The 14,345-nt window shown below is 43.4% G+C and carries 14 protein-coding genes; 6 read left to right on the forward strand and 8 right to left on the reverse strand.

Features of this window, described 5'->3' with window-relative positions; genetic code table 11:
* Window positions 1–21: 21 nt before the first annotated feature.
* Complete coding sequence (locus JHD69_RS16850) at window positions 22–471, forward strand: 3-hydroxyacyl-CoA dehydrogenase family protein (RefSeq protein WP_233165991.1); 450 nt, start codon at window positions 22–24, stop codon at window positions 469–471.
* Between the two features lie 128 nt (window positions 472–599).
* Window positions 600–1,622, forward strand: coding sequence for a Holliday junction branch migration DNA helicase RuvB (gene ruvB, locus JHD69_RS16855; RefSeq protein WP_199141515.1), 1,023 nt, complete (start codon window positions 600–602; stop codon window positions 1,620–1,622).
* A gap of 56 nt (window positions 1,623–1,678) precedes the next feature.
* Here ruvB and JHD69_RS16860 read toward each other — a convergent pair whose 3' ends face one another.
* Window positions 1,679–1,900: a hypothetical protein gene (locus JHD69_RS16860; RefSeq protein ID WP_199141516.1), complete on the reverse strand. Its 222-nt coding sequence runs from the start codon at window positions 1,898–1,900 to the stop codon at window positions 1,679–1,681.
* A 97-nt stretch (window positions 1,901–1,997) separates the two neighbouring features.
* Between JHD69_RS16860 and queG the strand changes: the two genes are divergently transcribed.
* Window positions 1,998–2,933, forward strand: coding sequence for a tRNA epoxyqueuosine(34) reductase QueG (queG, locus tag JHD69_RS16865; RefSeq protein ID WP_199141517.1), 936 nt, complete (start codon window positions 1,998–2,000; stop codon window positions 2,931–2,933).
* 5 nt (window positions 2,934–2,938) lie between these two features.
* A complete protein-coding gene (locus JHD69_RS16870) occupies window positions 2,939–3,784 on the forward strand; it encodes a hypothetical protein (RefSeq protein WP_199141518.1) in 846 nt (281 codons plus the stop codon).
* Here JHD69_RS16870 and JHD69_RS16875 read toward each other — a convergent pair.
* The 4 genes from JHD69_RS16875 to JHD69_RS16890 all read right to left on the reverse strand — a co-directional run bounded on the left by JHD69_RS16875 (window position 3,781) and on the right by JHD69_RS16890 (window position 9,106).
* Window positions 3,781–5,232 (reverse strand): alpha/beta hydrolase-fold protein, encoded by a 1,452-nt coding sequence (locus tag JHD69_RS16875; RefSeq protein WP_233165993.1) that lies wholly within the window; start codon window positions 5,230–5,232, stop codon window positions 3,781–3,783. The two genes, JHD69_RS16870 and JHD69_RS16875, sit on opposite strands and share 4 nt — an antisense overlap.
* Before the next feature lie 99 nt (window positions 5,233–5,331).
* Entirely contained in the window at window positions 5,332–6,171 is an 840-nt protein-coding gene (locus tag JHD69_RS16880) for a helix-turn-helix domain-containing protein (protein ID WP_199141520.1), read from the reverse strand.
* A 92-nt stretch (window positions 6,172–6,263) separates the two neighbouring features.
* Window positions 6,264–8,123 (reverse strand): M1 family metallopeptidase, encoded by a 1,860-nt coding sequence (locus JHD69_RS16885; protein WP_199141521.1) that lies wholly within the window; start codon window positions 8,121–8,123, stop codon window positions 6,264–6,266.
* Between the two features lie 35 nt (window positions 8,124–8,158).
* On the reverse strand, window positions 8,159–9,106 hold the full coding sequence (locus JHD69_RS16890; protein ID WP_199141522.1) for a 3'-5' exonuclease: 948 nt from the start codon (window positions 9,104–9,106) through the stop codon (window positions 8,159–8,161).
* A 172-nt stretch (window positions 9,107–9,278) separates the two neighbouring features.
* Here JHD69_RS16890 and JHD69_RS16895 point away from each other — a divergent pair, with 172 nt between their 5' ends.
* Window positions 9,279–11,252 (forward strand): DUF3857 domain-containing protein, encoded by a 1,974-nt coding sequence (locus JHD69_RS16895; protein WP_199141523.1) that lies wholly within the window; start codon window positions 9,279–9,281, stop codon window positions 11,250–11,252.
* Between the two features lies 1 nt (window position 11,253).
* Complete coding sequence (locus JHD69_RS16900; RefSeq protein WP_199141524.1) at window positions 11,254–13,158, forward strand: DUF3857 domain-containing protein; 1,905 nt, start codon at window positions 11,254–11,256, stop codon at window positions 13,156–13,158.
* Window positions 13,159–13,258: 100 nt separating this feature from the next.
* On the opposite strand, the gene JHD69_RS21320 is transcribed toward JHD69_RS16900, so the two are convergent.
* From JHD69_RS21320 to JHD69_RS16910, 3 genes are all read right to left on the reverse strand, one after another.
* Complete coding sequence (locus tag JHD69_RS21320) at window positions 13,259–13,381, reverse strand: hypothetical protein (protein WP_255530710.1); 123 nt, start codon at window positions 13,379–13,381, stop codon at window positions 13,259–13,261.
* A gap of 120 nt (window positions 13,382–13,501) precedes the next feature.
* Window positions 13,502–14,116, reverse strand: a complete 615-nt coding sequence (locus JHD69_RS16905) for a thioredoxin family protein (protein WP_199141525.1) — start codon at window positions 14,114–14,116, stop codon at window positions 13,502–13,504.
* Between the two features lie 6 nt (window positions 14,117–14,122).
* On the reverse strand, window positions 14,123–14,311 hold the full coding sequence (locus JHD69_RS16910; protein ID WP_199141526.1) for a hypothetical protein: 189 nt from the start codon (window positions 14,309–14,311) through the stop codon (window positions 14,123–14,125).
* Window positions 14,312–14,345 lie beyond the last annotated feature (34 nt).

Genomic DNA, 14,345 nt, shown 5'->3' on the forward strand with positions numbered 1-14,345 from the left:
AGATGTGTATAAGAGACAGTTATGAAGCTGGTTGAAGTGATCAGAGGCTACGCTACGAGCAACGAAACCACCCAATCGGTGATGGAGCTTTCGCAAAAACTAGACAAGATGCCCGTAGAGGTAAATGATTATCCAGGCTTTGTAGCCAACAGGATTTTAATGCCGATGATCAACGAGGCCATCTATACCTTATATGAAGGCGTAGCTGGCGTACAAGAAATAGACACCGTGATGAAACTGGGCATGGCCCATCCCATGGGCCCGTTACAGCTGGCTGATTTTATCGGACTTGATGTATGCCTTGCCATCCTTAATGTATTGCACCAGGGCTTTGGCAATCCGAAATACGCACCTTGTCCGTTGCTTGTAAATATGGTAACTGCCGGAAAAAAGGGCATCAAGTCTGGAGAAGGTTTTTACGACTACAGCAATGGTACTAAAGAGGCCAAAGTAGCTTCAAAATTTGCTTAAAACGAACAATTAGATTTCATTATCCTTAACCGTTTAACTAATAAATAGATTATTTTCTAAGATTGTTAGTGCTAAATAATAACCGTATTTTTGGGCATCATTCCGATGCCCATTCTTATATTTAAGCAATGAACGAAAATCTTGATCCATCAGCCGATAACTTAAGTCCTACAGAACGCGATATCGAAAAAGTATTGCGCCCGCAGGAATTCCACGATTTTACCGGACAGGAAAAGATATTGGAAAACCTCAGGATTTTTGTGAAGGCCGCTAAGTTGCGGGGCGAAGCTTTAGACCATGTATTGTTGCATGGACCACCGGGATTGGGAAAAACTACCTTATCGTATATCATCGCCAACGAAATGGGGGTCAACATCAAAGTCACCTCCGGACCGGTTTTAGACAAACCAGGCGATTTGGCTGGCCTGCTCACCAATCTGGAAACCGGCGATATTCTTTTTATCGACGAAATTCACCGCTTAAGCCCTTTGGTAGAAGAATACCTTTATTCGGCCATGGAAGATTTCAAAATTGATATTATGCTTGAAAGCGGACCCAATGCCCGTTCGGTACAGATTGGCCTCAATCCTTTTACCTTGGTAGGCGCCACTATGCGTTCGGGCTTGCTTACCGCACCCCTGCGGGCAAGATTTGGTATCAACTCCAGGCTTACTTATTACGACGCAAAAGTACTGACAACCATTGTATTGCGTTCATCAGAAATACTCAAAACCCCTATTACCGACGAGGGCGCTTATGAAATTGCCCGCCGAAGCAGAGGTACGCCACGTATTGCCAATGCTCTGTTGCGCCGCACCAGGGATTTTGCCCAGATTAAAGGCAATGGCAGCATCGATACCGAAATTGCCCGTTATGCTTTAACCGCTTTAAATGTAGACGAGCATGGCCTAGACGAAATGGACAACAAAATATTATTGGCCATTATCGATAAGTTTAAGGGCGGACCAGTAGGGTTAAAAACCATTGCTACAGCAGTTGGCGAAGACGATGGCACCATTGAAGAAGTTTACGAACCATTCCTCATCCAAGAGGGTTATCTCATGCGCACTACCCGTGGACGTGAAGTAACCGAAGCGGCCTATAAACACCTGAACCGGATAAAGCTGGGACAAACAGGAAAGCTGTTTTAACCCAGAGATAAGCATATAGCATCGATCGGTAAGACCTGCTCAGTTGCAGCCATCCTTTATTTGGTTACATTATTCCTAAAAAAAACAAACCAAATGACCAGCAAGATGAGCACCACAATGGGGATGATCCATTTCATAGCTTGCCCAGCACCCTTATTATCGGGTTCATTTACCGTTGGTGCAGGTCCTGGATTTTGTTTATGCGCCTCATAATTGGTTTCTACAGGAGGAGCGGTTTTATTTGAATCTTCGATATGGTTGGGCGTACTATTTTCCATGGCATTGAGAATTTAATGAATTAGCCTTATCTTATTAACCTACTAACAACCGAAAGCTTTAAAAGGTTTTTAGGCCAAAAGCCTATCTTTGCAACCCATGTTCAACAAAGCCGCCAAATACAGCCAATTGATCAAGGCCGAAGCACTTAGGCTGGGCTTTATGGCTTGTGGCATTTCAAAAGCCGATTTTTTGGAAGAAGAGGCACCAAGGCTGGAAGCATGGCTCAGCAACAATCGACATGGGGAAATGGCCTATATGGAAAACCATTTCGACAAGCGCCTCGACCCCCGTTTATTGGTTGAAGGGGCTAAATCGGTAGTTTCATTGACGCTCAATTACTTTACGCCGGCCAAACAGTTAGACAGCGAGGCTCCGAAAATATCCAAATATGCCTACGGCACCGATTACCATGCCGTCATCAAAGAAAAACTGAAAGAACTTTTGGCCTTTATTAACGATGAAATTGGAGAAGTGGGTGGCCGTTGCTTTGTAGATTCTGCCCCGATAATGGATAAGGCCTGGGCGCAGAAAGCCGGATTGGGCTGGCGGGGCAAAAATACTAACCTCATCAGCAAAGGCGCTGGCTCTTTTTTCTTTCTGGCCGAATTGATTATTGATCTGGAACTAGAATACGACTTGCCTTTTGCAACCGACCATTGCGGTTCTTGCACCCGTTGCATCGATGCCTGCCCTACCGATGCCATTGTAGCCCCTTATACTGTTGACGGCAGCAAATGTATTTCTTACCTGACCATCGAACTCAAAAACGAAATTCCTGCCGAATTTAAAGGCAAAATGGAAAATTGGATGTTCGGCTGCGATATCTGTCAGGATGTATGTCCGTGGAACCGCTTTGCCACCCCGCACCATGAACCCGCCTTTGAACCGGCCCAAGAGCTGCTCCAACTGAAAAAGAACGAGCTCATAGACTTAACCGATGAAGTATTTAAACAGGTTTTTAAAGGCTCGGCGGTTAAAAGGACCAAATTTAGCGGCCTGAAACGCAACATCGATTTTTTAAAGCCAATCTAAACCAAATGAAAAATATAACCTGCTTACTGACGAGTATATTGCTCGCTTTTGTGGTACAAGCCCAGGAATTAAAATTAAAGCCGAGAAGAACCAACGCACTTGGAGGAACAGCGTTTGCAAACCGAATTTCCGACAGCACCTTAAGCTTAGCAGCTCGCGAAGAAATCATCTTCAGGGAAATCAAAAGCGGTAACGTGCCCAACTTCTTCAGAAAGTTCCAAAAAGTCGTATCAAAAGCCAGCATAGACAACAAGGATTATGAACTGGTATTTTTTGTGTTGCCCGACTACCTGGCTATCGGCAACGACAGTGATTATTTTTATATGCCGATGACCCCCATTTTGGCCCAAAAAGTAGCCAATCTCGCGCACTGCAGTTTGCCTACCCGTAAGATGGCAGACCTGATTGATCAAGATGCAAGCATTAAACTAAGCCCACAGCCTATTCCACCCAGCAAGGCCATGACCACATTGCCTGTATTTATTGCCCATAACGAATTGATAAAACAACAAATGCAACCTTACGCAATCCAGCACACCAATGGCGCACTTACGGTGGGCAATAAGAAGGATATTGTAATCAGCAATAAAATTTATGGCGAAACAACGCCACGGGTGGTTATTTATGGCTGGCATAAGCCTGATGGGAAACCCATTCAACCTTTGTACAACAAGCACACCAATACCTGGGCCGACTACAGCCATGGTGTTCGGCTGGTGCAAAATAAAATGTGGCTTAACGGCAAAAAGACCAAGCTGGCTAAAATCCTAGCCGATCCTTTGTTAAGCCAACTGCTAAGCGACGAAGGTGCTATTGAAAAGCCGTACTATCCGATTTTCAACAAATATTAATCTTTAAGCCATTTCTCAAGCAGCGCCAGGGCATCCGTATTCTTCGGCTCCTCTTTTAATACCAGCTGTACGTAGTAAATGCTTTTATTTTTGTCTTTCAATATGGCATAGGCTTTGGCTAGGAGCAGATTTATCCTACGGTAGGGCACATTAATAATATCAACCATGTTTCTTCGGTCGTTAGCAAAGCTGAGCAGGTAATTCAAGCCTTGTTCAACATTGATATTGTTTTCTACGGCAAACTTCCCCAAATCGTATTTAAAGCTTACATCGCGGATGTAGGGATCTTTTAACGCCTTCTCTAGTAATTCCCAACCCTGAGCCGGTTTATCTTTATTGAAATTTAAAGCCATATCGCGGTAACAGGTTACCAATGCCTGATGTCCGCTTTTGGTATGGATTTCAGCAGAGTTGATTTTATCAAGGGCCTTTTGGTAATAAGTATAAGCAAGCTTGGCAAGTCCGTTGATGTTTAGCATATAGCCAAAATTTCGATAGTCTATTCCCTTGCATCTTTCGTTTTCAAAATGTTTGATCACGGCAAGTAAACTGCTGGTATCTTTCTGTTGGGTAGCTGCCATCAATAAACCATTATAATTTTTAAAAGCTGGCTCTAAGCTTATCCCGTAATAGTTTTTCAACCGTGCTTCGGCTTGTTGCAGCTGCTGATAAACCGTTAATTTATCGTCTCCATCCCATATTTCCTGATATGGTTTATACAAAAATTCCAAGGCATTAGGCAAAGCATAGGCAAACAAGGTATTGTGGTCTGCATTAGCAAAATGACGGTATTTAAATTTAAAACTTATCGTATCCAGTCTTTTGGCCTTCTGCGCTATTTCTTCGGCATAAGCTATCCGCCGCGCCATGTCATCTTCGCCGCTAGCCACATAATATATACGTTTGTTTTTGCTATAAAAACGTTGGTTGCCCTCGCTGATTTCGAAACCAGGCTGGCCCTCGCCTATTTTTTCGGGCGCTATTAAAATGTAGGCATTAAAGAGCGTAGGGTCATTCAAAAACAAATAATTGGCATAACTCGCTGCATAAGATTGGCCGATATAACTGGTATAAGCCGATGCGCCATACTTTTTTCTGATTGCCGGAAAAATCTCTTCCCTCAAGCCCAAAACCAGATTCTTGCCCGCTTCAGTTAGCGCCCCGGTTTCATAATTATAGCCAATCTGGTCCATATTTACCATGATATTCACGACAATGGTGTTGGGTATCTTTTGCAGGTGATTGGCGTAATAGTTTACGGTTGCCGCCAATACCTGATCGTTGGCCGCTCCATAATTATACATCACCATCAGCGGGTATTTTTGTTGTGCATTCCAATTATCAGGTAGCCATACTTTATAGGCAATACTATCTTTTAAACGGGCAACATACCGAATTTCCTTGTGCGCTTGCTGTGCATAAACATGACCAAAAAAAACTATAAACAAACCAAGTGTTGCGAATTTCCTCCAATTTTCCATATCATTTAAATGGTTCAAAAGTAGAGAACCGATGCGTTCGGAAATTGTACAATTGGGACATTTTACCTAGCCCATCAACTTCCAGAATATATCTTCGGAACCAATAATTTTTCCATCCTTAAAAAACTGGGAAGGCGTAAGTCCAGTTAATTGCTTGCAAGCTTTAATAAAGTGCGACTGGTCTGTATAATGCGCCTGATGCGATAGCGAGGTATAACTTTGTTGGCCTTCTTTTCGAAGCTTATAGTCCATTAGCTGTCTAAAACGTACAATGGAGCGATATTTTTGTGGGCTTGTTCCCAAATATTGTTTAAACAAACGATTCAACTGTTTTCGGCTGATGCCTAGTTTCCTTTCGGCTATTTCATCAATAAGCAGATCATTATCTGGCAGATGAAAATATTGCAGTGCCTCGCTTACATAATCGTTCTCAACGAGGCTAAAATTGGCCAGTAACAAGCGGTCCAACTGGTCGGTGAGTTGTTCGGATGTTTGTTGTTCGAACAGCGACCCTACTTCGTGCAGCTTAAACAACTGAAAATCTGGCGAGATTAACTTATTTGCCAAATCAATGCCTTTGGTAAACTGATTAATACCCAAAGGCTCGAAAACAATGGCTATTTTGTGAATGGGGCCTTTTTGGCTTACCTTTAAGGGTACTTCTCTTAATGGCGTAAATATCTGTAAAGGTGGCGCCTGTTCGTGATACTCGACAACAGAATGCTGGGGATGGTTGCCATCAAGCGTGGCTAAGTGGCATTTGTAAAGCGAAACCGTAGTATTGTAATGCGGATAGCAGATATATTCGTTAAAATACGATTCTTTGTCAGCGATATCCAGGTAATAATAACTTACATATTTCCTTAATAGTCCACGCTTAGGTTTAAAGGTTTTAAAAATCCTCATCAACTCATAAGACGTTAGAATTCAAATAATGTTGCATCAAAAAGAGGGCACAATGAATTGATCACTCGCCCTCTTTCAGGCCTAAGGCCTAGTTATTTCACTTCAAAAGTATTATCGCTTTTGTTTTTGTCGGGTACGTGGCTGCTGCCCAATACCACTTTGCTTACTTGCTTGCCGGTTTTAAGCGAGCTGATAAAAGTTGGTTGGCCACTTTCCCAAACGCCAATGGTATGGTGTACTTTTTCGGTACTGCCATCGGTGTAGTTAATGGTCAAATCGATTGGCAAAGGCTTCATGCTTTTGTTTTCGATTTCAATGGCATAGCCTCCGTCTGTTTTGTTCACTGCCTTAATGGCCATATCGGTTACGCCTTCCTCAAAAAACCACCGTTTCCAAAACCAATCCATGTTTTTGCCAGCACCTGTGTTCATACTGTAAAAAAAGTCGTAAGGCATAGGATGCTTGCCATTCCATTGTGCAATATAGTGATGCAGGGCCTTGGTAAACAGTTCGTCGCCAAGATAATCCTTGATAAACAAATAGCCCAAACCAGGCTTAGGGTAAGAATTGGTAAAAGAGCCATTGCCTTTCAGCTCGGTAGTTAAAGTCATGATCGGGGTATCGTCTTTGGTACCAGAACTAAAGCCTGTTGGGGCAATGCCATATTCGTCAACAATGCTCGGGTCTATCATGGGCGAAATGAGCCACTCGCCGATGGTGGCCCAGCCTTCATCCATCCAACCATATTTGGTTTCGTTAATGCCCATATAAAAAGGAAACATGGTATGGAAAATTTCATGGTCGGTCAAGGTAATGGCATCTACCCTATTGTCAACCGGATTATCGTTCACCATCATCGGGTATTCCATTTGGTCAAGGCCATCAAAAACCGTTTCGTGGCTGTAAGGAAACGGCCATTTCGGAAAAACATAGCTCATGGCATGCACCGTTTTGCGGGCGAAATCAATTACTTCATAGTAATCTTTATGCTTCGAATTAAATACCGCATCAACGCGGGTACGACGTCCGGTTTTCGGATCAACAACCAAGCTAGACGACTTCCACAAATAGTGATTGCTGGTGGCAAAGGCAAAATCGACTACGTTTTTAGCCTCAAACTTAAAAGTGTTGAAGGCATTTGGGGCCGTAACCTTGTTTTGAGCAAGGGTGATGCTGTCAATTACATCAATTACCTCATCGCTTTTGTTGGCCAATTGGTATTTTTTATAAACTTCCTTGCTAAATACCTCGTTGCCGTTCAACAAATCGCCGGTAGCCCAAACGCCATAATTTTGGGGCACGGTAATGGCTGCCTTAAAATTGCAAAAATCATTATAAAACTCTTCAGCACCGCTGTAAGGGATTTTGTTCCAGCCGTCTATGTCATCGTAAACGGCAATGCGCGGAAAAGAATAGGCTATAAAATGCGCTCCATCATCAACCTGGCCAGTACGCATGTGCGAGCCTTTGTTCAGGATGTAATGGTAATCGATCTTAAACTTCATGGTTTTTCCCGGAGCCAAAGCAGGCACCGCAGTATGCATATTGGTCCCCTCGATGATAAGGCTGGTTAGCTCCTTAGGTTCGTTATTCAGCAATACCCGACTAATCTGTACGCCATCGCCCAAATCGCGCTCGTTGATTTTGGCTTTTCGAGGTGCTCCTTTTTGATAAAGATTGGGATATAGCTTAAACCAGATTTCCTGCAGCACATCGGGGCTATTATTGGTATAATTGATTTCAATCGTTCCTTTTACCTCGCGGGTGCTGGGATTAAAATCGATCTTCAAATCATAATCGGCTGTATTTTGCCAGTATTTTTTGCCCGGAGCCCCACTTTTGTCGCGGGTGCCCTTTTGATAGGCTTGTTCAAATACTTGGGCAATAGGCAATTGGGCCTTTGCGACCAGAAACCCGAAGGCCAGCAAAAAGGTGAGTTTTATCGATTTCATCTTGACTATTTAAAAGCTAAGGCATTAAGAATGGTTTATTTGCCAAACTTCATTTTAAGCTGTTCCAGCATATCGTTGGTAACCGGGGCAGCGGGTTTGTTTTCTTTTGGAGGCCTAGGCGCCTGATTTTGGGGCTTTGGGGCTTGGTTTTGCTGCCTGGCCTGTTTCTGTTCTTCTTTCTTTTTGCTCCACCTGTTCCAGATTTCGTCGAGCTTTTTCTTGGTATACAAAGGAAAGTCACCCTGTTTCATCCAGGCATAATAGCTAGGCTCTACATCAAAAACCTGCTCAACGGTTTTGCCCTTGTGCTTGCCAAAATTAATGGTCTCTTCGCCATTTTCGTTGTAAATCATTCTTCCGGCAAAATCAACAGGCTTGTTGATATTGGTGAAAAGGTGCAAGGCTTCTACATCGTTCTGTACCGGCTTCGATTTATGGCCTTGCTTATCTTCAAACTCCTGGTCTTTGTATTTATCCAGTTGCGCCAACAGCACTTCGTAGGTAGCTTTGATGTCGGCTTCGGCAGAATGTGCATTGATAATATCCTTATTGCAATAAAATTTGTAGGCGGCCTTTAACGTACGCTGTTCCATCTGGTGGAAAATGTTTTGTACGTCGACAAACTTCCTGTTGCTCATGTCAAAATCGACCCCAACCCTCAAAAACTCTTCAACCAGCATCGGAATATCGAACTTGTTCGAATTATAGCCCGCCAAATCGGCATCGCCAATAAATTCGGCTATTTCTTTGGCCAACTGGTCAAAAGTCGGTTCGTTCTGAATGTCTTCGTCGTAAATACCGTGTATAAGCGACGAGGCCAAAGGAATAGGCATGCCCGGATGAACACGTTTGGTCAGTATTTGTTCGCTTCCGTCTGGCATGGCCTTTAAAATGGCAATTTCTACAATTCTATCGGCGCCAACATTAACTCCAGTAGCTTCAAGGTCGAAAAAGGCCAATGGACGTTTTAGGTTTAATTTCATTTAATAAATGGTCTTGAGTTTTGAGATATGGAAAGTGGGATTAGTGTTTCTATTTTCAAAAATGCTAAAAAGGTTTGTTAGTTCTGTTAATTCTGCAAAATTTTAGTTGTAATTTATTTCCTAATCTAAACGACTAGATTTAAATTGCCGGATAATTGCAACCTAACGCCTTATGAAGAAAATCCTTATCGGAATTACCCTTTGTTTTTTATCCCTCCACTCCTTTTCACAGAATTTTGAATTTGGTTCAGTTACCCATGCCGATTTCGATTTTGACAGAAACACCATCGACAGCAATGCCAATGCGGTTGTGCTGAAAGAATATGGGACCACCTCTTTTTATTTGGATGATGCCACCGGCAGGCTGGTGCTGATTTTCGACTACCACACCCGGATTAAAATCAACAACAAAGAAGGCTTTAAACAGGCCAATATCGTGATTCCCATCCATAAAAACGACAGGGACGAAGAACTGATCCTCGACCTCAACGCCTCTACCTTTAACCGTAGCCAAAACGGTTTTGTACAAAGCCAGATGGATAAAAAAGCCATGTTTACCGAAAACAGAAGCAAGTACATTTCACTGGTTAAGTTTACCCTGCCCAACATCAAGGAAGGTTCGATTATAGAATATAGCTACCGCTTGCAAACGCCTTTCCTGTTCAATTACAGGACATGGGAATTTCAATCGGATATTCCAAAGGTATACAGCGAATACGCCGCTTTTATACCCGGCAACTACAACTACAACGTTTCGCTGAGGGGATTTTACAAACTGAGCGACCAGAAATCGGAAATCAGCAAAGAATGCCTCCGTTTGAGCGGTACGCCGGTAGATTGTTCTAAAATGACCTATATCATGAAGAATATACCCGCCTTTGTGGAAGAAGATTACATGACCGCACCCAGCAATTTCAGGTCGGCCATTTATTTTGAGCTGGCAGACGTAATTGCCATGAGCGGCGCCAAGCAGAGCTTAACCAAAACCTGGCGCGATGTAGACTACGAACTGACCAACGACAAGAATTTCGGCTCGCAGATGAAGCGCAAGGATGTTTTTAAAGACCTCATCCCAACCCTAACCAAAGATGCTCCAGACGAGCTGAGCAAGGCACAAGCCATTTACAATTACATCAAAAAGCAGATCAAGTGGAACAACTACTATGGCAAATACAGCGAAGGCAATATCAAAGGGGTACTCGAAAACCGGTCGGGAAATGTGGCCGACATCAACTTCAGCCTGATTGCTGCCCTTAGTGCGGCCAATCTGGATGCCGAAGCGGTCATTCTCTCTACCCGTGAAAACGGAACGGTAAACAAACTGTTTCCGGTAATTTCCGATTTTAACTATGTAGTGGCGAAGGTAAATATAGACGGCACAAGCTACCTTTTGGATGCTTCAGAACCCTTGTTGCCTTTCGGCTTATTGCCTTTGCGGTGCATTAACGATCAAGGCAGGGTAATCAACCTTAAAAAACCATCTTATTGGATAGACCTCAAGGCCTCGCAAAAAAGCGTATCCAATTATGTGCTGATCGGCAAGTTGGAAGCCGATGGCAAAATCAAGGGTACCATTACCACCACCTCCTATGGCTACGATGCCTTTAACAAACGTAAGGAAATCAAGCGCTACAATTCTATTGACGAGTATGTAGAAAAACTCGACGAATCGATGCCTAAGCTCAGCATCGGTAAACATCAGGTTTTAGCGGTAGATAGCGTAGAAAAACCTTTGGTAGAAATTTACGAGGTAGAATTTGCCGCGCACAACGGTACCAGCAACAACCAGCTGTACATCAACCCTTTCTTCATCAACAAGATTTCAAAAAACCCTTTCAATCTTAACGAAAGAACCTATCCGGTAGACCTTGGTTCGGCCTCTGATCAAAAAATAAGTGTAATGATCAGCTTGCCGGGCAAATACGAAATGCTGGAAAAACCCAAAGATATAGCCATTGCGCTGCCGGCAAGTGGCGGACGTTATATTATACAGAGCGATATGGTTGACGACAAGCTGACAGTTAACCAGATCCTTCAGTTTAATAAGGCCATTTACAGTCCCGATGAATACCTTTACCTGAAGGAGTTTTACAGCAAGATCATCCAAAACCAAAAAACCGACGTACTTTTAAAAAAGGCCGATTAAAATGAAGCTGCTATCTTTTACCCTGCTGCTGGCACTTGTGGCGCCATGCGTTTTTGCGCAAGACAATTACGACGCCGACCTTATCCCTTCGAACCTCCGGAGCAGGGCAAACGCAATCGTCAGGAATTCGGTAGTTACGGTTGATATGCGTGCTACCGACAATGTGAGCTATACCGTAAGCAAAGCGATTACCGTACTGAACAAAAACGGCGAAAACAGTGCCAGGCTGGTTTTGTTCTACGATAAAAACACCAGTATCAAGAGCATCAAAGGCGAGGTTTACAACGAAGTTGGCAAGCTCAGCTCCAAGTTTTCGCAAAGCGATTTCAGGGACGAAAGCGCCATCAGCGATTTTTCGCTGTTTGAAGACAGCCGTGTAAAGCACTACTTGCCCTTGATGAATAGCTATCCCTATACCATTGTTTACAATTACGAAATCCGCTACAAGCAAAACCTCATCATTCCTGATTGGGTACCACAAACGGCCAATGATGTAGCTGTTGAAAAAAGCAGCTATGTTTTAATCAGCAAGGTTGGCGACGAGTTTAGGGTGAAAAGCCAGAATATTGGCATGCAACCGGAAGAACAGCTTGTTAAAGACCAAAAAACCACCACTTGGAAGGTAAGCAACCTGCTGGCTTCAAAACCAGAGCCCTACAGCCCCTTTCGCGAGACTTACCAAACAGCGGTAAAGATTGCCCCAAAAAACTTCAGCTACTACAACGTTAAAGGAGATTATACGAATTGGCAGGAATTGGGCAAATGGCAATACGACAACCTGTTAAAAGGCAGAAACATATTGCCCGAAGCTACCGTGCAAATGATAAAGGAATTGGTGAAGGGCGAAACCAACGACAAGGATAAAGCCAAAAAAATATACCAGTACCTGCAAAACAAAACACGCTACATTAGTGTACAGATCGGTATTGGTGGTTTTCAACCCACTAAAGCGGCCGATGTTGACCGTCTAGGCTACGGCGATTGCAAGGCCTTGGTCAATTATATGCAGAGCCTGTTGAATGTGGCCGGCATCGAATCTTACTATTGCGTAGTTGAGGCCGGAACGGAGAAAAAAAGCCTCGACCCCGGCTTTGCCAGCATGAATCAAGGCAACCATATCATTTTGTGTATGCCTCTAAAGGGCGATACTACTTGGCTGGAATGTACTTCGCAAAAAATCCCTTTCGGTTACCTGGGCGATTTTACAGACGACAGGTATGTGCTGGCCTGTACGCCCGAGGGAGGCAAACTAGTCCGTACGCCAAAACTTAGTGCCAGCCAAAACCTGCAAGTCAGAGTGGCACAATTAACGCTAAGCAAGGATGGAAATGTAACCGGCCATGTCAAAACCGTTTTCTCCGGTGCGCAATACGAGAATCACGAGTCCATGGTAGGCAAACCCTTAAGCGAGCAACAAAAACTTTTAAAAGAGGTGTACGATATCGACAACATCGATTTTAACCAGATCAGCTACCTGCAAAACAAACTGCTCAAGCCCGAAGCTACCGAAGACATAGACATTAGCATCAGAAATTATGCTGCGCTGAATAACGACAAGATCTTTCTCAAACCCAATGCCTTCAACGTTAAGAGCAACGTCAGCGAATCGAAGAACCGTACCCTGCCTCTGTACCTCAACCGTGGCTATACCGATATAGACACCATCAGCTATCAACTGCCAGAGCATGTAATTCCGCTCATTGCACCTGACGAAAAAGAATTCAAGTCTGCCTTTGGCTCCTATTCCTCAAAAACCAAAATAGAAGGAAATAAATTAATCTATACCAGAAAATTTGTATTGAACGAAGGTACTTTTGCACCGGCACTTTACGCCGACTTTGCCAAATTTATTGCCGATGTAAATACCAGCGACCACCTTAAGCTTTACTTGAACTTCAAAAAGTAAGCTGGTGCATTTTCCTTAGGCTTTAGCCAGTGTACCGATTTACAATCTCCTATCGTGGCTTGTTGGCGAAGAACACCAGCAAGTGCCAATGAAGTTTAGCTTAACTTAAAAAAATGATGCCCAACGCTATGCCTACAGCCATAATCAGGTACATGAGCAGCTCTGTGGTGGCAAAGCGTTTGTATTTGGTCCAGAAAGAACCTTCATCTTGAGGTGTAGCCATAAAAAATCCCGAATTTGATTTCGGCCTAAAATTATTGTTTTAAGTGGAAAGATTAAGCATGAAGTCTAAAGTTACTGGTTTATTGTCAATTCGCCATCGGCTACAGACCAGCAACCTGCGCTATTCAGAAGCGCTTTCCTTTTTCCATTTAATGCTGCAACCAATGGCTTTGGTATAGGTTACCGTTGGCTTTTTGCCTTGCAACAATAGATTAACCGCATTCTGCACATAATTGTCGCGCTGCGCATTTGTTTCTTCCTGATCGTTGTCTATGGCACCGATATAAGCTACTTCGTTGCCATTTGCTGTTTTTTGCAACACAAAAACGTGCGGTGTTTTAAGGGCACCATATTTTTTGGTATACACATGATTCGGATCTTCCAGGTAAGCATGGCTGATTTTTTTCTCTTTGGCGCGTTCCTGCATCTTTTCGTAGCTATCGCCCGGAGAAGCTGCCGGATCATTGGTGTTGATGGCAATTACCGGATAGCCTTTGGTGGCATACAGCTTGTTCAGTGCTTCTACCCTGTCTTGGTAGGCTTTGGCCACCGGACAGGTATTGCAGGTAAACACTACGATATAGCCCTTGGCATCTTTATAGTTGGCCAACGATACGTTTTTGCCATCTACATTTCTCAAATTAAAATCTGAAGCTAAGCTCCCAACCTGGTAACCAGTTTGCGCGTTTGTCGTAATACCCAGCATGACGAAACAAACAAATAGAATTCTTTTCATTTTTGGTTATTTTAAGTTTTCTAAGGTTTTGGTTAGTTCTTGATAGGTAAATTCCTTTTCGTAAAATGTTCTGATCTGTCGTTTGGTGTTGATAAACAAAGTGGCAGGTATCGCGCCCGACCATTTGGGGTCGACCTTTGCTATAAACTGTTGCTGATCGGGTTCGTTGATTACATATACCTGTCTCTTATACACATCTCCGATCCCACGAGACAGAACTCATGATCTC

Source organism: Pedobacter sp. ASV12 (assembly GCF_016429155.1).
Classification (GTDB): Bacteria; Bacteroidota; Bacteroidia; order Sphingobacteriales; family Sphingobacteriaceae; genus Pedobacter.